The sequence below is a fragment of the Aliikangiella litoralis genome (assembly GCF_052495765.1).
The window spans coordinates 3,612,347-3,632,941 of sequence record NZ_CP199292.1 but is presented as its reverse complement, the minus strand read 5'-3'; the positions used below and the strand labels follow the sequence as shown (position 1 = coordinate 3,632,941).

Sequence of the window (20,595 nt, the reverse complement as noted above, 5' to 3'; positions counted from 1 at the left end):
CTATAAACTAGTATGGCTTATCAATCATTTGAATGTAAGCTTGCTCAACTTCGGCGAGCTGCTCTAAAGCAACCCATTCATTTGCAGTATGAGCTTGAGCTATATCGCCGGGCCCATAAACTAATGCGGTTAATCCTGCTTCTGAAAATAAACTCGCTTCTGTCCAGAAGTTAACCGCGTTGCCTATTGGTATTTGCTGAGTCGTTGCAAGTTGTTTGGCTTTTTGTATTGCTTGATTAAAATCCTGGTTTGCTGCTGGTAAGGTAGGGCCTTTAAAGCCGGAAAGAACTTTACATTCTTCCATTTTTATTTTTGCTTTGCTGATTGCTACTTGTTTGAGTTGCTCTAGTAAAACAGCTGAATCCTGACCCGGCAATGGTCTAAAACCTAAAGCTATTTCACAATTTGAAGCAATCATATTGGCTTTAATACCACCACTGATGGTACCTATGTTAAAGGGTAAACCTTGCAAACTATCAAACTGCTCATCTTGTTCTTTCACCCAGTCAAGTGCATGTGCACACCATTGAGTGGCTTTGTGTATAGCACTATCTTGCATGGCTCTTGCTTCAGATGCATGTCCAGAAATACCTGAAAAAACAACCTTGGCCGATTGAATTCCTCTATGAGCTAAAATAGCCTTTGCATGAGTTGGTTCTGCAACAATAACCTCTGTAAAACCGTGCTCTGTCGTTAAAAATTGTTTTATTGCGGCACTAGAGCCATGTTCTTCATCAGAAGAGAAGAGTAATGCGAGATCGCCCTGTGTTTGAGAGGCTGCTGAAAGCATACAAGCCGCCGCTCCTTTAATATCACATGCCCCTAAGCCAATAGCTGTTTGCGGGGTAACGATTAATTCTAATGGGTTGCTCTTCCAGCCTTCGGCTATTGGTACAGTATCGATATGAAAGTTAAAGAGTAGTCTAGGGTTACCTCTTTGAGCTAACAAGCTTAGACTACCTTCGCCTGCATCCAGCAGTTGAAAGTCAAAGCCCGGTAAATTTTCTTTTAAATAACAAAAGATTTCACTCTCTGCGCTAATCGCTCGGGGTGGATTTTGAGTATCAAAACTCACTAGTGCTGCCAAATGTTGTAATCGTTTATCTGATTGAACGGTTGATTGCGTCATTTTATAAACTACCTGTTAATTTCTGATTGGCTGCAAGTGTAGATGATTTGCCAAATAACTTGATAAAGCCCAAGGCCTCATCAATACTCCAGGATGCTGATTGTGCATAGACCGATTGTTTGTCTTTTAAAATATTTTCTGACTCTATTGCGACGGCATGTAACTGTCCATGACTTAGCTCTAGAGTGACCGATCCGGTTACTTGTTTTTGACTAGACTTTAAAAAAGCTTCCAAATCATATTTTAATGGTTCGTAAAAGAATCCTTCATACACTAGCTCCGTCCACTTTTCGGCCACACTTGACTTAAAACGATTTTGTGCTTTCGATAATACTGCTTGTTCTAATGCTGTATGTGCAATGGTTAGTGCATGTATCGCTGGTGCTTCAAATACAATTCTTCCCTTTAAGCCAATGGTTGTATCGCCAGTATAGATACCTCTACCAACAGAATAACTACCAACCAGTTGATTTAAATATTGCATAACGTGTTCACCAGTGTATGACTCGGAGAGCGTTTTATCATTCATAGCGACTAATTGCCCATGTTTAAATTCCATTTTTATTTTTACTGGAGATGCAGTTTTTGAGTTATCTAGCGGTGAAGGTGTTAGTACATAACTTTTTTCATCGGGCTGTTGCCACTCATCAATTTCAGAGCCTGAAATCGTTGTTCCAAGTATATTTTCATTAATAGAGTAGCTTGTGACTTTATCAGACACGGAAAAGCCTTTATCAAGCAGGTATTGTTTTTCATAATCTCTAACGTGTGATGTTGATTTTTGGATTTCCCTAATTGGAGACAAAATATTATATTCGCCTAAGCAATGAACGGCTAAATCAAATCGAACCTGATCATTTCCCATCCCTGTACAACCATGTGCAAAGTTTTTGGTATTGAGTTCATCACATAGTTTTAAACAAGCTTCGACGATTAAATATCTATCAGAACATAATAATGGGTATTGATTTTGATACCAGTGACCACTATAAATGAGTGGTACAATGACTTTTTTCCAAAGCTTATCCGCTATACTGACTTCTCTATGTTCGATTGCACCTAAGCTTAGTGCTCTTTCTTTTATTTGTTGTTTTTCTTGCGTATTAACACCGCCTGAGTCGACAAATATAGTGGTAACTTTATAACCTTTTTCAATTAAATAAGGAACACAAAAGCTGGTGTCCAATCCGCCGGAAAATGCGAGTACGACATTATTGTCTTGATGATTTTCTGTCACTTCATTCGATGATGAGTTATGGCTAGTTTGATTCATTTCTTTTTCCTAACATAAATATTAAAAAATAATTGATAATGATATTGGGTGATTTATTGCTTAATTAAATGTTCCATCATGGCTTTTTGTGCATGAAGCCTGTTTTCGGCCTCATCAATTGCTATACAGTAATCTGCATCCATAACTGCGTCGGTAGCTTTAATATTTCTTCTCAGTGGCAAACAATGTGAAAATTTTGCATTATTAGTCATTGCCATTTTTTCTTCATTGACTATGAAGTGTTTATATTGATCTCTTATTTGTTTTTCTGGTTCCCAATTACCAAAATAGGGGAGTGCTCCCCAGCTTTTAGCATATACAATTTCTGCACCCTCATAAGCTTCTTCAATATTATGAGTCACTTGAAAACTACCCCCATTTTCTTCTGCGTTTTCTTTCGCTAGTTGCATATAGCGCTGATCTAATAAGTAATTTTCATTAGGACAGAGTAATGTGACATCCATACCAAATTTGGTTGAAATGAGTAGTGATGAATTGGCTACGGCTGTATTAAGTGGTTTGGGGTGATATGTCCAGGTTAATAAATATTTTTTGTTCTTTGCTACACCAAGTTGTTCTTGAATAGTTTGCATATGAGCGAGTTCTTGGCACGGATGCGTAATGGTTTCCATATTGATGACAGGGACGCTGGCGTATTTAGCAAATGTTTTTATCACTTTATCTTGTCTATCTTCTTGCCAGTTTTCAAATTTAGGAAATGCTCGAATACAAATTAAGTCACAAAATCTGGAGAGAACTCTAGCGGCTTCTATGACATGTTCTTCAGCAATGCCATCCATTGTTGAACCGAATTCAAAATCCAATGGCCATGCAGATTTGCCTGGCTCTAAAACAACGGCATGTCCTCCCATCTGCCAGGTTCCTAACTCAAATGAAGTTCTGGTTCTTAAGCTGGGATTAAAAAATAAAAGTGCAACAGACTTATTTTTTAAAGCATTGCTTTTTTCACCTTGCTTAAATTTTTTAGCTAAATCAAGCATCTCTTGTAATGCTTGTTGGCTCCAATCTGCGGTGGTTATAAAGTGTTTCATTTTTGCTTCCTTAAAATATACTTGAATTAAAATCTTAAAATTGAGGCATAAAAAAACCCGGCGTATGGCCGGGTTTTTAGAAAGTGTTTTTTATTTTACATGTTAAACACCTACGCACCCAGCACAGTAAGTACGGCGGCGACGGCGGATAACGATAGTATTTGATAAATCAGTAGCAACAGCAAAGTAGCTAACATGAGTCGTTAGTTTTTCAGGCATTTTGTTAGCTGAGTGTTGCATGTCAGAAAATATGATTAATTTGCTTAATTGATTCTAATAGCGCATTTTTATCATGTTTATAAATAAAGCTGCAAGCAAAACATTGATAACTTTTAGGAATAAGTTACTCAGAGGAGGCAACATTTTGCTTAATCCACTGAATAATCATCTCTTGAGTTAATTTTCCACTAATGGCTAATCGTTGATGATTGCTATTATAAAAGTAGCTACGTGGCATTTCTCCATACCAGTCGGGATCGATTTGATATTTGAGCGCTTGATATTGATCTGGTGAAAAGGCCCAATTGTTGGTTTGGTCTAAACCCGATTGTTGTAGTATTTTATTGAGCTCTATTTCTGCGTTGATATCATTTGTTGCGATTAAAGCAATGTTTAATTGTGGGTATTGTTTTTTGATTTTGCTTAAGAGCGCTAACTCTGCTCTGCATGGCGTACATTCAATTGACCAGAGCACCATGATAAAGGCTTCTGATTGATAGCTTTTTTTGATATGAGATAAGCTGTTTTCAGCAAAGACTCGAAGTTTAGCCTGACTATGTAGACTAACCAATAGCGCTAATATGCCGAGAACTCGTGTGATTAACTGAGTCGCTTGCGACGATTTTATTTGCTTTTTCATTGGATTATTCTTATTAACTTTGAGTTAATGATTAATTGATTGGTAGTAAGTTTAAGCCTTCATTCGCAGTATGCCAGCTTAACCAAGCTTGTTTATCTTGTTGTAAAATATAAGGGTGATCGGATTTTCCGCGAGTTTTTGCAATTGAGATTGTCGATGTCCAATTAGCGCCTTTGGTTTTTGATTCTTTATGGTAAATATGCGTATTTTTGCCATCAAACTCTTTCCAGACGATATGTAATTTGTTACCAATATTTAAAATAAAGGGGTGAGCGGCACTACCACTTTTAGATAAGTTGAGTAGCTTTTTTACCGATTGATTTAATGGGTTATATTTGGCGTAATAAAGCCCTTTTCGTTGCTCGCTCGCAGTAAACCAGGTGAGATCAAATAAACCGCCGTCGGCTTGATCTAGTGAAGGGCCCTGGTGAGGGCAGGCATTAATTTTCCATTCATCAAAAGTGGCTCGATTAGGCTGAAGGATAACGCCTGTTTCTCCAATTACCGCGAGTGTGTGATCGCGAATATTGCCTTCATAAATGTGGCGCCAAAAAACAGCCATGTTGTTTTGACGGGTGGGTGTCATTGCTAACCGACAACAAACGCAGGTATTGTCGGCAATTTTTTGATTACTGTGGAAGCTTTTTCCTTGGTCGGTTGAGTAACTATAATAAAGAGCAGCCCCTGTATATTGGTTACCATTTTTTTTCGCTTTTTCTTGGTCGCGTTTATCAAGCCAACTAATAAAAATAGTACCATTATCTGATACTCGCAAGCTTTCAAAACGATGACTTGTGAGAAGCCCATCATCATTGATAGTAGTGATGGGGGAGAAAGTTTTTCCTTGATCTAAGGAACGAGTGAAACGGATATTTCCGGTATAGAAACCATCGGTTTTTTGGGTCCATGTAATATAAATCTCTCCCTTTTTACCCATTGCTATTTTGGGACGGTTTTCTCCATTAGTGTATATTTTTTCTGCTTTGGAATTAACCGCTATTGGTGGATTAAATTTTTCTCTTTTTTGATTTGCTTTAATATTTTTACTATAAGTGAGATATATAAAGCCGTTCTGTTCAAAAACAGCCCAAATATTATTGTTTGAATCAAATGCTAAAGAAGGGGTTTTACCACAATGAACGCTAATCACTTCTTTTGTACATTGGTCGGTCGTGTTATTGGCTTTTCCTTTAGCAAAAGAATGTGGAATAAAAACTGATAGTAACAGTATTGTCAGACTGCTGATACAGTGCCTTTGTTGTTTGGTGTTGACGAACCATTTTTTATTCATTTTTATACTCTTATAAATCTAATGAGGCTTCAATATAAGCTGTTCTTTGTGGCCAAGGATGGTGGACAAAAGTTGCTTGGTTAGTCATATTGTCAATACCTAAACTAATAGTTGTGTTTTCGTTCAACAAATAACTCGTTTTCAAATTAGCTAATGTGTAGCTATCTTGTGAACCAAAAACTTGATTGGCCGAGTCTCTATTATCTAGATCTCCATAACTATTGCTGGCATATCGAATACCACCACCAAGCCTCCATGATTCACTTAAATGAAAAGTTGCTAACCAATTGGCTCGCCACTTAGGCATTCTAGCAAACTGTTTTCCTTCTAACGAAGGGTTGGCAGTATTTTTACTAATTTTAGCGTCAGTATAACTAACATTAAAGCGAACATCTAACAACTCGCTAAATAATCCAAATTGGTTATAACTGAATTCCATACCTTTTGTATCAACAGTATCAATGGGAATAAATGTGTTGATAGAGCGGTTATCGATAATAGCGGATTGGGCAAATATGACATCATCTATTTCTTCTACAAAATAGTTGATTTGGAGATGACCATTTTCGATATTTTTGCGGAACATCAAATTTTGATGGAAACCATTTTCTGGTTCTAAATTAGCGTTGGCTAATGAAGTGCCTTGAGTACGACGCTCATTTTGAAAGAGTTCTTCTACTATTGGAAATCGAAATGCTTTAGCGGCAGAGTAACGAATTAACCAATCATTCTGAGTTTTCATTGCTAATGAAAATTTAGGAGAAAATCGACTTTCTTGCCTTTCTATATGGTTTTGTTCGTTATAAAAGCCATCGTGGCTTTCCCAGTTTTCATAGCGTCCTCCCAATATAGCATCCCAGTTTTTATTAAATTGCCAGGTTAATTGAGAGTAAAGGGCTTCTATTGATGTTTTTCCTCCGCTTCTACCTGTTAATGTTGATTTTTCAGATTGACGATAATTATTAGACGTATAGTTGTTAATTTCTAACTCATAGTTTTCGTAACGTACACCAGTAACAAAAGCTAAATTCTTTTGACTTAAGAATTGATCATTTTGTAGTTTGATTTCTGCGGTAGACCAACCTGTATTATCATATTCTCGTATTTCTCCTGCAGACGTATAGGCTGGTGATCGAAGATTTGCTAGTGATGAAAGGCTTTCATCTTTTAATACATTAAATGTTCCAATATCAGTTTCTAACCACCAACTTTTTGAAAGTTCTCCTTGCAAGCGAAAACCAAGTAATAAACTTTCTCTGGCTAACTCTCTTTCAGCAAAGTGACTTTCATTTATTTTAAATGCAATACCATCTTGTGTCACAGAACCATTCCAAATAGAAGTCCCTTGACTGGTTAAAAGGTAGTTGTTTGCTTGATTGGCTACTGAACTACGATTTTCAAAGGCAATATTAAAGAGGGCAAACCACTGATCAATTTCATAACCAATTTTAATTTTATAGTTATCGGTGGCGACATCATCAATCCCATTATCTGCATAATAAAATACCGTCTCTCCATATTCGTTAACACTGCTAATAGCACCCTGTACTTCTGTTTCTGTCCCATTGGGGAGCGAAGGTTTAGCTAGACGGTATGTTTGCGGGTGTCCTTGGTTTTCGAGACGGTTATATGAGGTATAAATCGTAAGCTCATCTAGCTTGTCAGAATAGGAAAAAAAACCTTTATAACCATTTAATGAGTCTTCAAATCCGAGTTCTTCATAATCGTGGGAAAAAATAGAACCTTCAAGATGAAAGCGTCTTTCGGTTGGAATAGCCGTTTCTATTTTTACTACGCCACCCATTGCGTTACCGCCGTATTCAGCAGAATAAGGACCATAAATAATTTCTATTTGAGCGATTTCATCGGCTGATACTAATGACCAACGAGGTGCACCTGACCAGCGAGTTTGTAATAAGTAGTGGAGCGGAATGCCGTCAGCAAAGACCATTGAACGTGAGGTTTGAAACATGTTGGAACCTCGAATTCCCATGGTTCCATTAGAGTCGCCAATAAATCGCTTGCGGATCACTAAACTCGGTTCATAGTTAACTAAATCTTCGGTGGTTGATGCGTTAATGCTAATCATATCTTCCGGTGTTAACACACTATTAGGATTTGATTGATCGGTTTTTTCTACAGGTTTGTTTTCTCCCCAGATAATCAGTTTTTCAGCACTATCATCGCTTGAAGAGTATTCAGAAGATGTTTCCGTTTCACTTGGTAATAAATGAGATGTTTCGGCTAAAGTTGAAGCGCTCAACATAATCGTTGATAAAGTGAACGCGATTTTATTTTTAATGAACATTATTTTGATTAACTAATATAAAATGAAGAGGTTAATTATCTCTAATTTTTATATAGGAATGAATGCGACAAAGTGTCGCATGAGAGTTGTTTATTTTAAATTGAGAGTGTTCAATATTGAGCAATAAATTTAAGTGAGATAAAAAATATACCAACTAATTTCGAACGAGCATCAGGTAAGCAGGTACTAGCGTATTGTCATAAGTAAGCATGTTTGCACAATTTAACTAATTCGATTTTTTCAAAAATTTAGCCACTAAAACAATTCGTGTACCATTGACTCGACCTTCAATATGTTCCGGATTAGCAGTGAGTGAAATATTTCTAACTGCTGTGCCTCGTTTGGCGGTAAAGTTCGCACCTTTTACCTCTAAATCTTTTATCAGGGTAACAGTATCACCTGCTTGTAAAACCGCTCCATTACTATCTAAAGTGGGCTCGTCATTGTCTTGCTCTGCACCGGCTTCAGCCCATTCGAGCATTGTTTCATCAAGATAAAGCATATCGAACAAATCTTGTGCCCAACTTTCACTCGATAAGCGTTTAAGTAAGCGCCATGCTGTAATTTGAACGGCAGGCACTGTGCTCCACATACTTTCATTGAGGCAACGCCAATGATTGGGGGTTAATGCTTGGCTGTTAATTTCGCTGTCACAGGTATTACAAACAAGAATGCATTTATCACTGTCAGCACTATCAACTGGTGGAACCTCATAGACCGTTAAGTTTTCAGTTGCTTTGCATAGTTCGCATTGAGAATCAGCACGGCTGAGTAAGGTTTCTTTGATTGACATAAAGGCTCTCCAGATTAATGACAGGCGCTATTATGCATAGTCAGTAAAATTATGAAAGCCTTAGTAAGTTTTTAGGGGTATTTTTCTGCTTTTTTAGTGTGATACTAGCTTGATTGAGCTATTTCATCTGTTTTAGCTGCGCAGATAAAATCATTACGATGCAAGCCTTTAATACTGTGAGACCACCAGGTAACAGTTACTTTGCCCCATTCGGTTAATAGTGCAGGGTGATGGCCTTCTGATTCTGCCATTTCTCCTACTTGATTAGTAAATGCAATAGCGGTTTTAAAGTTTTTGAATTTAAACTCACGCTCTAATTGCATAATATTATCTCTTACTTGTACCGACCAGTCTGGAATTTGTTTGATCAATTCTGCTAGTTCTTCGTCACTCACTTGAGGCGCATCTGCACGACAAGCTTCACATTGTTGTAAGTTGAGTTGAGACATTTTTTCTCCGAAAATATTTTAAAATAATACGATTGAGCAAAGTTGTATTTTAACAAGCGGCTGTTTCTTTAGGCGGATAACTTGTAGGTTTCATGCCTTTTTTTTCAGCTTGTTGAATCAGGCTAATGAGATCGACTTCAATAATTTGTTGTAGATCAGATAGCCGTTCAATAATAAAGTAATGCTTTTGTAATTCATCAATTCGATAATGGGTTCTGAATATATCTAAAATATTCATTGGTTGTCTGTTTGGTGAATGACTTTCTAAACTATAGCAAGATTCTTCTGTAGAAGAGAGGATTCCACCGCCATAAATTTTTAATCCTTGTGCTGATTTAACTAAACCAAACTCAATGGTAAACCAGTATAACCTGGCTAACATAGTTCTTTGGGCTGGTGTTGCTGACAGACCTAGTTTGCCATAATGTTGTGAAAAATCTGCATAATCTTGATTGGTGAGCAGCGGACAGTGTCCAAAAAGTTCGTGAAAGATATCTGGCTCTTTGATGTAATCTAAATCTTCTCTTCGACGAATAAAGGTTGCGGCAGGAAATTTGCGTTCGGCAAGTAGCCCAAAAAAACGCTCAAAACCTATTAGTGCTGGTACTCGTTCGACATTCCAGCCTGTTAATGCGGCTAATTTTTTATTGATATCTGGAAGTTGAGGTATTTTGTTTGTTGGCATATTAAGGGTTTGTAAACCGTCTAAAAATTCTGGACAAGCACGATTTTTTATAATTTCAAGCTGCCGAGTATAAAGGATTTCCCAAGTCTCATTTTCTTCGTGAGTATAGTCAATATAACCTTGTTCATCGGGCGTTTTTGACACATAAGGCTCGGACTGTGGAATTACTAGTGCTGCTTGTGATTTCATATTGTTAGACATGCCAAAGTTTAATCAATTAATCGTTTAGCTAGAATACACAAACTACTTAATACATTACAGATTCAAAAAAATGGTAAAAAATACAGTTCACATTTGTTATTTGTATACTGTATTGGTATATTTTATTAAAATCTGTACTGTATTTTACTGGTGAATGATGCAAATACAGACATTAATTTTTAATCTGAGACTCGAACAGTAGTGAAAACTAAGTTATATCAACAAGTTGCAGATGACTTAAGAGGCTTGATTCAGCAGGGTGCTTATTGTCCTGGTGATAAATTGCCTTCAATCAGGTTGTTGGCAACCCAAAAAAAAGTCAGCATAGCGACCATACAGCGCGCTTTAGAAGAGTTAGAAATGGTTGGGCTTATTGAAGCAAAGCCAAAATCGGGTTTTTATGTGCGTATGCCCGCTGGTGATAATATTCAATATGAAACACCGTTGCTACCGATGTTACCCAAGTCTGTTGAAATTCATGAACGAGCGAGCCATATTTTTCATCAATGTGAAGGTAAGGATATATTAAATTTAGGGACATCTTACCCAGCTGCTGCTTATAGTCCCTCTAAATTATTGCAAAAGATTGCGACCCAAGTAATTAAGCAAAATATGAAAGCAGTTGTTGAAGTTCACTTTTCTACAGGCAATCAATTATTAAGAGAAAATTTGGCTAAACGACTCGGTGAAGCGGGTTGTCGAATTAATGCCGAGGAAGTGATTATTACTAACGGTTGTCTGGAAGCCTTATCGGTTTGTTTAAGAGCGGTGGCCAAGCCTGGTGATACTATTGCTTTAGAGTCACCAGGGTTTGTTGGTTTATTTCAGTTAATTGAGTCAATGGGCTATCGTGCGATAGAGATCCCTTGTCATCCTGTAGATGGTATGAGCATTGAGGCGTTGCAACTTGCGCTAGAGCAGTGGGATATAAAAGCGGTAGCTATTGTGCCAACATTTAGTAATCCGCTTGGTTCTAATATGCCTGAAAATCATCGTCAAAAACTCGTTGAACTTTTAGCTGATAAAGAGATCCCATTGATTGAAGATGATTTATTCGGTGATCTTGCTTTTGATGGTTCGCGTATAAAACCCTGTAAAGCTTTTGATAAAAAAGGGCTGGTACTTTATTGTTCATCAGCATCTAAAACCATTGCTTCTGGGCTGCGAGTTGGTTGGATTGCGCCTGGTGCTTTTTTTAAAGAAGTTTCTTATTTCAAAACGTTCACTAATATCAGTGCGCCAAATTTTGCACAAATGGTGATTGCTGAGTTTTTAGATAGTGGACGTTATGACCGTTATTTAAGACAGCTCACGACAACATTGGCGCAGAGAATGTATTTATTTCAACGTTTAATTGAGAATTATTTTCCGGATGGCACTCAAGTTTCACATCCTCAAGGTGGTTGTGTTTTATGGGTCATGTTGCCACAAGGTTTAGATGGTTATCACTTTTTTAAACAAGCTATTAAAAATAAAATAGCGGTTATTCCTGGTGAGTTATGTAGTGCGTCCGATAAATTTAATCATTGTATTCGTCTTAATTGTGCTTGTGAGCCAGAGATTAAAGTTGAAAGTTGTATTCAGCAGTTGGGACTGATTGCTAAAAAAATGCTTAATGAAAAAATTAACTGTTAAGTATGCCAATCAAAATGGTTGATTATTAGACAGATTAAGTTGCAAATAAAAAATTGAAAAGAGGTGAGTGTGTTTCATTTAAATTCAACCGATAATCGCTATGGTGGGACTTATGTTTCTCCTCAAGATTTACCGAATAATATTGATGACTTTAAAGTACTTATAACGGTTTCGCTTGAGTTATGGAGAAAAAATCAGATAAAAGTGGTTTGGATTAATATACCGAATAAAAAATCTATTTTCTTATCGGTACTTTATGCATTAGGGTTTGAAAATCATCACTGTTCTGAATCATTTGTGATGTTGACTAAACGCTTGCAAGAAGAAGCAATTATCCCGCCTTATGCTAAACATACTATTGGGGTTGGTGGAATAGTGATTAATGATGATAACGAAGTGTTATCTATTAGAGAAAAAGATCATATCAAAACCCATCCACACAACTGGAAATTTCCTGGTGGAATGCTCGACCCGAGTGAGCACTTTTCTGAAGGCGTCATGCGAGAAGTTTTTGAAGAGACAGGGGTAAAAACTCAGTTTGGTAGTTTTATTGGGTTTAGACATCATCATCAAGGTCAGTTTTCAACATCAAATATTTATGCTATTTGCCGTTTGAAACCTTTAACTAGAAAAATTGTTATACAAGAAAGTGAAATAGCTGACGCTCGCTGGTTTCCTGTTGATGACTACTTATCCGATGAAAAGATCGGCGAGTATAATAAGCAAGTTTTAAAAAGTGCTTTAGCTTTTACTGGGCTGAGTAGCATAAAGTTACCGGGTTATATGTCTTCAGAAAATGATTATGAAGTATTCTTAACCCAGTGATTTATGATAATTATAATTTAGGTATTCAATATTAAAAGTATTAAGTGGTGCTAGTTAAAGTGACAAAAATTTTGTGTTTTGGTGACAGTATTACCTTAGGTGAAAAGGATGATAAACATGGTGGTTGGGCTAATCGATTAGCGACTCTATTGATTAGCCAATATCTTGATGCCAACCTGCAAGCTATAACTCTTTATAATTTAGGTATTGCAGGTGAAACTACTGATGGGTTAGCTCAACGCTTTAAAACTGAAGTTAGTGCAAGACGCTTTAAAAATGATAAAACATTGGTTGTTTTTTTCTATGGTGCTAATGATATTGTGATCAGAAAAGAAAAAAACACAGTACCTGTGGAATATTTTAAACGTAATTTAACTAAGTGCATAGAATATGCCGTGTCTTTAAATATTGAGGTTTTGCTGTTGAGTCCATTACCTGTTTCCGACAAAATAGATGGTAAGCTGAATCGTTATAATCAGTTGTTGTATAATCGTGACTTAGTCGAATATCAACAGCTAATAAGACAAACAAGTATTGAGTTTAATTGTCAATATTTAGATACGTATTCTTTGTTTATGCAAAATGATAAAGAGTTGCTTTTATCATCTGATGGAATTCACCCTAACTCTAATGGACATCAATTACTCTATAACGAAGTAGCTAAAAAGCTTAATTTAATGACCGTGATTCATCAAGATTTTTGTAAAAAAAGTGCCACATAAGTGGCACAAAGTTCTCATTGGCTACAAGGATACTTGCTTATACAGGCTCACTTTTTCGACTAGTTTATTTGACCAACACTGGCCTGTTTTTTATAAAATAAGCTAATATTTTGTTCTCTAGATAGTAAAAATTTGATTATCAGACGAAACTCTAATCAAACTCTCTCATTTTATTCATAATTATTCTTTCTTGTTCCTTATTATTAAATCTATATTAATAAAACTAATGTTGCTAAATTCTGTTTTTTTTATGTTAGATGTTTTTTTATTATATAAAAGTAACCTTATTACCTTTTAAAAGGTTGTTTTTGATTTATCTTTTTGTGTATCACAGAGTATCTAAGATATTTGTCTTGGATTGCTTTTCAAGGTATCATCGTTCTTTATTGTAGGCAATGCTGACAGCTAATAATTTTGATCAATAATTTAGGTTTAAGTAGGTATAAAAATTAGATAAGCAACTGTTTTACATTGTTTTTTATAGAAAAAATAATTGAAGTTTGAGCTCGGTCATTTAGGCTTTTTATAAAAAAAAATCACACTTAATGAGATATCATGGGATATTTTAATAATAAATATCAACTTTAATAATTGACTGTAACTAAAATCCTGATACATTAGTCCCATAAAATGGACCAGAACTACATAATATAGAGTATTAATTAACAACATGTCAGGATTAAAAAAAGAAGATTTAATTGTACTTAATCGAAATGGTGAGCAGCTAAAGAATGTTATACGACATTTGATCAAGGAATTCCCCCAATCTGCTTGCTCTATTTCCGGCATGTCAAAATGGTTAGGTATTAACCGCTCTAATAGTCAAAGAGTGCTTAATGCGGTTAATAAAAGTCACAATGGAAGTGATGTTATATGCATGCTACCAGGTGTCGCTGGCGTAACTGAATTTATTGAAAAATGTAAGAAAAAACAACTTTCGTCGGTGCATATTAAGGAAGGTATTAAAGCCCTTGAAACTTTCCAGAATAATATTCAAAAGTATAGCCGCTCTCATTCTGAGTTAAAGCGTTTACTACAAAATACATCAGCACACGATACAACCGATTATTCAACTGTATCGACTGAACAAAAACGTCAAAGACACTATCAAGCAATAAGTGATCTGATTGGAGAAAGTACGGATTTTTTATTTTCTGCGCACATTCTCCAAGTACACCCTAAAAATTCCAAATACTTGCAGGAAGTGGCGCTTATATCGAAGCATAATGTATTCAGAACAAATACCGCCAGGCCATTTTTTCAGTATTACTCTCATATTAATGAACCTGATTTTAAAGAACCTGAGCTTTTAAAGTTTGATGATCAAATAGATTGTGAAAACTTTACCGTAGGCATTGTTGAAGATTTCTCGAGTCCTGCTCTTGTTGAAGGTTTTTCTGGTTATTCGGAAAAGCATTCTTGTTTGGTTTTTAATAATCTTAGCTCAAAAGAATCTCCTTTTAATGCAACGTTTTTGTTTAATAACCCTGATGAAATTAATAATCCTTTAACGAGTGATACCAAAAGTAGTGCAACAGGAATTGCTATTAAAAATCCAACTAAACGATTAGTTATGATGGTTTTTATGGAAAGAAAGTTGGATATACGAAGTACCGTTAATGTTGGTTGTTATTCTGCGAATCCTATCTCTGAATCGGATTTAAGTCTTAACGATATATGGGAAGATCGGTTTCCTGAGTTTCCAGAATTAAAAATAATTAATCAAGACTCACCGATTGCGAATGAAAGCAATGGTTTTAAATATGGACACTTAACTGACTATATGTTTAAGTATGCAGGTTTAGATAAGAAAGATTTTGTTTGCTATTTGATGGAAGTTTCTTATCCTATTTGGTCTGCATGTTATCGAATATATTTTGAGCATAGCTGATTGAATTGTAACAACCTTTAAACAGGCACATATTCTCTAACTAGGCTGAATATTGCTAGAAGAAGCGACCCGAAGAACTTTGGCTTTTAATAAATTGAGTCCCTCTTATAATGATTTAATTCAACTTGTTTGAAAGTATACTGGTAGATTTATAATAGTTGTTAACTGAATTTACATACGATTTAAAATGAGGTTTGTATGAAAGAGAAGTTTCTTACAACAATGGCTCAAACTGTTGCTTGGGGAGAGATGGATGCTTTTCAGCATGTTAACAACACTGTTTACTTTAAATATTTTGAAAATATACGCATTGAATATTTTGAAAAAACAGGCATTAATCGTTTTATGAGTCAATTTAATGTTGGGCCAATTTTAGGCACAACTGAATGTAAGTATATTACCCCGCTAACTTTTCCTGATAGTATTATTTTGTCTACATGTGTGAGTTCGATAAGAAAAAAACGATTTACCATGCTTTACTCTATTTTTAGTGAGAAATATCAAAAGGTTGCTGCCGAAGGTAGTGGTGAAATCATTTATTTTGATTATACAAAGAGGGAGAGCTGTAATATTCCTGAAGAGATTATTTCTAATATTAATCGCATAGAAAAAAATATTAATGAATAGTTTTCAGTTTTTATTAATTCTTTTTAGATTTCATTTTTATGAATTATAGATTACAAGACATATTTTTTTTAAAATTTTTATTTTTACTCTTTTATGTCTGTGGAGGAGAGCTATTAGCCAATAATTATTCAGCTCACGCCAATAGTCAATATCCTTTATGGAGCCATTTAACTAAGCTCGAAATTAACTTATTAAATCAGCAAAATAGAGCGAGAAGAAGTGTTCCTGAAAACCTTTTACAACTCTATTTGGTTTCTTCCGGTGATGTTAGGGATTGGCATGAGTATGAAATTATTAAGCACAAGCTGGATAAATGGGTTGAACAATTTATTGCTGAAGGAGCATTAGATTTACCCTTACGCGAACGAGCTGAAAAGCTACATCAAAAAATGCATCGTGATTTTTTTCTTAATAAAAATGTCGATATAAACGATGATAGTGGTTATGATTTTGAGCAAAGCCAACTGAGTGAAGTCTTTCGTAGTAAAAAATATAACTGTGTTAGTTCATCTTTATTATTTTCAGTGTTAGCCAATAAAATGGGATTTCACGTGCGTGGAATAATGATGCCCTCTCATATATTTATTGAGCTTGACTTAGATAATGGTGATGTTGTTGAAGTGGAAACAACATCGGCATCTGGTTTTGGCTGGCTTCACGATGAGGATTTTTATCAGCAAGAAAATACAGATAATTGGTTTGCTAATAGAGGTTTAAGCCCGTCTACTTATGAGGATTATCTTGCACGTGAAAAGATTACACCATTTCAAATGGGGGTACAAAATATGCGTAATCAACATAACCAGCCTGGGCGAATGGATTATGTTGATCGAATGAGATTAATTGAGATTATGTCAGAATTATCTCCAGATAACTATAATTTACATATGCAACGTCTTAGCTTTTATATGAGAGAGTATGAACGATTAAAAAAGCTTGGTGATTATAAAAAACTCGATCGGATGTATGAACATATAACGCCTTATTTACAAAGAGAAATATTAAATTTTAATGGTGATTTAGAAACTCAAAATATGATGGGGTGGATTAGATATCAACAAATTATATCTGCAATTAAAAACCAAAGGCTTCAATTTGGTAACGAGCTAGCTTGGTTTACTTTAGATACTATAAATAAAGATATTGTTGACTATGAAAAAATAAAGAACAATATTTATTTTGCACTGTCTTTATCAATTAAGAAAGACTTGGCGATTAGCAACTTTATAAGAGCACGAGCGGTGTTCTCAGGAAAAGAAGGTTTATGTAAAGTAGAAAATACTTGTATGAATATATTGCGTAATATTTATTCAAGTTGGGCTAGTTTTTATTGGAATAAAAAAAACTGGCCAAAAGTTATTCAAATATATCAAGATTTTTTTGAGTTAGAAATGAGTGGTAAAGCTGCTGACGTATTTCGTTCTAATTTGCAAAGTGCTTATTTAAATTGGAGTAATAGCCTCGTTAAGAAAAATAATTGGGCTGGCGCAAGTAGTGTTTTAAAACAGTGTATTGCTGAGGCAAGTGCAACTGAGCGTTGCAATTCACGCCTTGCAAAAATTGAGAGTCACCCTGACTTACGGTAATAAAGTTACTAACATTAGCCTATTTTAGACGAGGTGAATATTTTAATTAATTCGATAAATATTTTGGTAGTCTGGAGAATGTCCAAAAATATCAAAGTAACAAGATTGACAAATTTTAACATTGGGATGTTGTTGTATAATTTCTGCTATTGAGTTACCAATTTCAACTTTTGCTTGTGTCAGGTATTGGTAGTTTTCCTGCTCAGAATCACTGGCATTGAGCATGGTTTGAAAAATTCTATGCCCTTGTAATAAATATTTTATGGCAGTATTGTATTCTGTAAGCTGCAATAAGTTATTGGCTATGTTTAAATGTGAATTAACTAGGCAATCAATACTTTCTTTTGGGGCTGACCAGCGATAATAAATAAATTTGGCCCTTTCTAACGCCTTGAGGTACAGGTGCCCAGCGGAGTGATATTGGCGCTGTTTAAATAAGCGGTGTGCATCGCTTGTTATTTTTTTCCACATATCCATAATGTTTTCTCATTACTAATTAGATTGTCTATATTTGTCGATTAGATTTAGCATAAATCAGGAGTTATTTAGGCAGGGGGTATTATTATGTATTTGTAATTTAAATGTCAATGCTAATTATTCTCATTTGCAATGGTGAGAAGGGAAATAAACGTATTTAAGTTAATAATTTCAATGCTTTTACTTCATGCAAGTTATTAAAATTTATAATTTTTTTACTTATTTTTCAGTTTTTAGACTAGACTAATATTAAGTTAAAGAGGTGATAGCTGCTTTAATTACAGTGAGCTTGAATCAGTAGAATCTTTTCTTTAACTTGTTTGCTCGGAATACCATGGAGTTTGGTTAAAGGGGAATATATTGGTGCTATATCTGTGATTGTCGTTTTACTAGAAAATACCGAAAAATATCAAATTTTATTTCAGCAGTTAGAGAAGCATCAGCTTAAAATACGTGTTTTTCGCTCTGTTATCGAGTTGCAGCGTTGGCTTGAGTTAAACCCTGCTCCCATGGGTATTGTTGTTGATTTTGCAAGTTCTGTTTTCCAGGATTTTTTGATCCGATTTTCTTTGAGATATCCTGAACTACCTATTTTGTCACTTAAAAAGCAGTCTGAAGAGCAATTACTTTTACGCTTAAGGACTTTTATTACTCGAATTCTTAAATCAACTCAAAATAAAACTTTTGGTTATATTTTGTTGGTAGATGATTCTAAAACGGTTCAATTGCAGTATCGTAAGCATTTAGAACGGGATGGTTTTGTTGTTGATGTTGCTTCTAATGCATTGGAAGGGTACGAAAAAGCACTTAAAAATAAATATGATTTAGCGATTATTGATTATTTTATGCCCGGTGATAATGGTGCTCAGTTATGTAAAACTTTGAAAGATAGTGAACAGACACATGAATTGCAGTGTGCGATTTTAACTGCCCAATACAAACAGTCTGTTGTCGATGAATGTCTTAATGCTGGTGCCCGTGAGTGTATGTTTAAAAATGAGTCAGCAGGCTTATTTTTAACAAGAGTAAGGGCTTTGATTCGTGGGGTTGAAGGAAAGCGACAAGTTGATAGTGAGCGTGCAAGACTAATTGGTTTGCTTTATTCGGTTGTAGAAGGAGTTTTTGGGGTAACGCCCGATGGACGAATTCAGTTTGTAAATCCTGGAGCTTTAAGTTTTTTAGGACAATCTGTTGTTGATTTAATTGGCTATTTTCCCCATGAGTGCATACACCCAACAGATAATCGTGGACAACTAACATCTTTTGAACATTGCTTTTTGCAACAAGCATACATGTTAGGAGATGAACTAAGAGATTGGCGAACTTTGTTTCGTCGTTCGGATGGTTCTTTATTTCCGGTTGAATGTAGTGTTACTCGGCTTGGCGATAAAGATGATAATCAAGGTGCCGTTGTTGTATTTAGAGATATTTCAGAGCAAGAAAGATTAGAAAAAAACTGGCAGTGGCGTTTAAATCATGATCACTTAACAGGGTTATTTAACCGAAATGCTTTTGAAGAGGTACTTGGTCGAGAGCTTAATCGCATACGTAGAACAAATGATACAGCCTTGTTATTATTTATTGACTTGGATAAATTTAAATTAATTAATGATGAGTTAGGGCATGCTGCTGGTGATCAATTATTAGTTGGTTTAGCTGAAAACTTATCGACACGTTCGAGAGATACTGATTATGTAGGGAGGTTAGCTGGAGATGAGTTTGTTATTTTGTTAACAGAAGTAATAGCGAATGAGTATCATGGTTTAGCTGAAAAGTATCGAACATTGTTAGAAGAGTTTTCTTTGTTTTGGAAAGATGAAGTTTATTCAGTGACAGGATCTATTGGTTTGACTGAAGTCAATGCTCAAGCTGAGTCGATTGGTGAGTTATTAGCACAGGCTGATCAGGCTTGCCAGCTAGCTAAAAGGAAAGGTAGAAATCAGTGGAACTTTTTTGATAAAGATCAAACTGAAGTAACAGAGCAAGGGAATTGGTTTAAACGTTTAAGCAACGCCATGAAATTACAAAAATTCACTTTATTGCATCAACCTATATTTAAAGCTGATGACATTAAGTGTCAAGTGGGTACTAATTGTTTATTGCGTTTAAATGAAAATAATACTTTAATTTCACCGGCTATTTTTATGTCTGATGCTAAACGTTTTGGTGTAATTAAAGAAATAGATTGTTTGGTTGTTGAAAAACTCATTGAACATTGCAAAAATAATGCTGCAATGGAAGGTGGGTGGCATAGTTTATGTTTGTCTGTTGATGCTATTTCGGATCAAAATTTTAGAAATAAAATTTTTGAGCTTTGGTATAACTCTGGTTTAACACCGCAACACTTAAGGTTCGAAATAGGCGAAGAAGATTTGTTTAAATTTTCTCAATGGAAAAAACATTTATCAAAATTAAGAAGCTATGGGTTTGGTATTGTGATTAGTCATTTTGGTATGAATACACAGTCTGTTCTTAACCTGCCTCAAATGCCTATTGATGCAATTAAACTTGATACTTCATTAACTCGTGAACTTGCTACAAGTATACCTCGCAGAAATTTAATCGATGCTATTGTTAAGACTGCTAATCAACATAATATTGAAGTTATTGCAACGCATATAGAGTCAGCTACAGAGCTTGATTTATTGCAGGCCAGAGGAATTAATCAAGTACAAGGTTTTTATTTAGGTAAACCAGAAAGTATGTGATTAAATTATTATAATTGAAATTTGAGGCTGTTAAGCTGATTTAAGTGAATCGTTCGTACTAGCTTTAATTGAGTACGAACGACT

At 35.3% G+C, this 20,595-nt stretch carries 17 protein-coding genes; 7 read left to right on the top strand and 10 right to left on the bottom strand.

The genetic code is table 11. The features are described 5' to 3' along the window. Positions 1–7: 7 nt before the first annotated feature. From ACT5E3_RS15035 to phhA, 9 genes are all read right to left on the bottom strand, one after another. Positions 8–1,129 (bottom strand): acetylornithine deacetylase, encoded by a 1,122-nt coding sequence (locus ACT5E3_RS15035; protein WP_444994361.1) that lies wholly within the window; start codon positions 1,127–1,129, stop codon positions 8–10. 1 nt (position 1,130) lies between these two features. After that, the gene (locus tag ACT5E3_RS15030) at positions 1,131–2,402 is read right to left on the bottom strand and encodes an argininosuccinate synthase domain-containing protein (RefSeq protein WP_444994360.1); all 1,272 of its coding nucleotides are present in this window, start codon (positions 2,400–2,402) and stop codon (positions 1,131–1,133) included. Between the two features lie 53 nt (positions 2,403–2,455). Beyond that, the gene (locus tag ACT5E3_RS15025; RefSeq protein WP_444994359.1) at positions 2,456–3,454 is read right to left on the bottom strand and encodes an N-acetylornithine carbamoyltransferase; all 999 of its coding nucleotides are present in this window, start codon (positions 3,452–3,454) and stop codon (positions 2,456–2,458) included. Positions 3,455–3,797: 343 nt separating this feature from the next. Beyond that, on the bottom strand, positions 3,798–4,313 hold the full coding sequence (locus ACT5E3_RS15020; RefSeq protein ID WP_444994358.1) for a TlpA family protein disulfide reductase: 516 nt from the start codon (positions 4,311–4,313) through the stop codon (positions 3,798–3,800). 31 nt (positions 4,314–4,344) lie between these two features. Next, complete coding sequence (locus tag ACT5E3_RS15015) at positions 4,345–5,604, bottom strand: sialidase family protein (protein WP_444994357.1); 1,260 nt, start codon at positions 5,602–5,604, stop codon at positions 4,345–4,347. Positions 5,605–5,614: 10 nt separating this feature from the next. Continuing rightward, positions 5,615–7,912, bottom strand: coding sequence for a TonB-dependent receptor (locus ACT5E3_RS15010; protein WP_444994356.1), 2,298 nt, complete (start codon positions 7,910–7,912; stop codon positions 5,615–5,617). A gap of 226 nt (positions 7,913–8,138) precedes the next feature. Beyond that, on the bottom strand, positions 8,139–8,705 hold the full coding sequence (locus ACT5E3_RS15005; RefSeq protein WP_444994355.1) for a PhnA domain-containing protein: 567 nt from the start codon (positions 8,703–8,705) through the stop codon (positions 8,139–8,141). 104 nt (positions 8,706–8,809) lie between these two features. Next, a complete protein-coding gene (locus ACT5E3_RS15000) occupies positions 8,810–9,154 on the bottom strand; it encodes a 4a-hydroxytetrahydrobiopterin dehydratase (protein ID WP_444994354.1) in 345 nt (114 codons plus the stop codon). A gap of 49 nt (positions 9,155–9,203) precedes the next feature. Further along, a complete protein-coding gene (gene phhA / locus ACT5E3_RS14995) occupies positions 9,204–10,028 on the bottom strand; it encodes a phenylalanine 4-monooxygenase (protein WP_444994353.1) in 825 nt (274 codons plus the stop codon). A gap of 213 nt (positions 10,029–10,241) precedes the next feature. On the opposite strand from phhA, the gene ACT5E3_RS14990 reads away from it, so the two are divergent. The 6 genes from ACT5E3_RS14990 to ACT5E3_RS14965 all read left to right on the top strand — a co-directional run bounded on the left by ACT5E3_RS14990 (position 10,242) and on the right by ACT5E3_RS14965 (position 17,326). Beyond that, the gene (locus tag ACT5E3_RS14990) at positions 10,242–11,675 is read left to right on the top strand and encodes an aminotransferase-like domain-containing protein (protein ID WP_444994352.1); all 1,434 of its coding nucleotides are present in this window, start codon (positions 10,242–10,244) and stop codon (positions 11,673–11,675) included. Between the two features lie 69 nt (positions 11,676–11,744). Then, complete coding sequence (locus tag ACT5E3_RS14985) at positions 11,745–12,500, top strand: NUDIX domain-containing protein (protein WP_444994351.1); 756 nt, start codon at positions 11,745–11,747, stop codon at positions 12,498–12,500. A gap of 59 nt (positions 12,501–12,559) precedes the next feature. Next, positions 12,560–13,222 (top strand): SGNH/GDSL hydrolase family protein, encoded by a 663-nt coding sequence (locus ACT5E3_RS14980; RefSeq protein ID WP_444994350.1) that lies wholly within the window; start codon positions 12,560–12,562, stop codon positions 13,220–13,222. 670 nt (positions 13,223–13,892) lie between these two features. Further along, positions 13,893–15,113 (top strand): hypothetical protein, encoded by a 1,221-nt coding sequence (locus ACT5E3_RS14975; protein WP_444994349.1) that lies wholly within the window; start codon positions 13,893–13,895, stop codon positions 15,111–15,113. 198 nt (positions 15,114–15,311) lie between these two features. Next, positions 15,312–15,740, top strand: coding sequence for an acyl-CoA thioesterase (locus tag ACT5E3_RS14970; protein WP_444994348.1), 429 nt, complete (start codon positions 15,312–15,314; stop codon positions 15,738–15,740). Positions 15,741–15,778: 38 nt separating this feature from the next. Further along, positions 15,779–17,326 carry a transglutaminase family protein gene (locus tag ACT5E3_RS14965; protein ID WP_444994347.1) on the top strand — a complete coding sequence of 516 codons (1,548 nt, stop codon included), beginning with the start codon at positions 15,779–15,781 and terminating at the stop codon, positions 17,324–17,326. A gap of 42 nt (positions 17,327–17,368) precedes the next feature. On the opposite strand, the gene ACT5E3_RS14960 is transcribed toward ACT5E3_RS14965, so the two are convergent. Continuing rightward, complete coding sequence (locus tag ACT5E3_RS14960; RefSeq protein WP_444994346.1) at positions 17,369–17,803, bottom strand: hypothetical protein; 435 nt, start codon at positions 17,801–17,803, stop codon at positions 17,369–17,371. A gap of 341 nt (positions 17,804–18,144) precedes the next feature. Between ACT5E3_RS14960 and ACT5E3_RS14955 the strand changes: the two genes are divergently transcribed. Further along, the gene (locus tag ACT5E3_RS14955) at positions 18,145–20,511 is read left to right on the top strand and encodes an EAL domain-containing protein (protein WP_444994345.1); all 2,367 of its coding nucleotides are present in this window, start codon (positions 18,145–18,147) and stop codon (positions 20,509–20,511) included. The last annotated feature ends 84 nt before the right edge of the window (positions 20,512–20,595 follow it).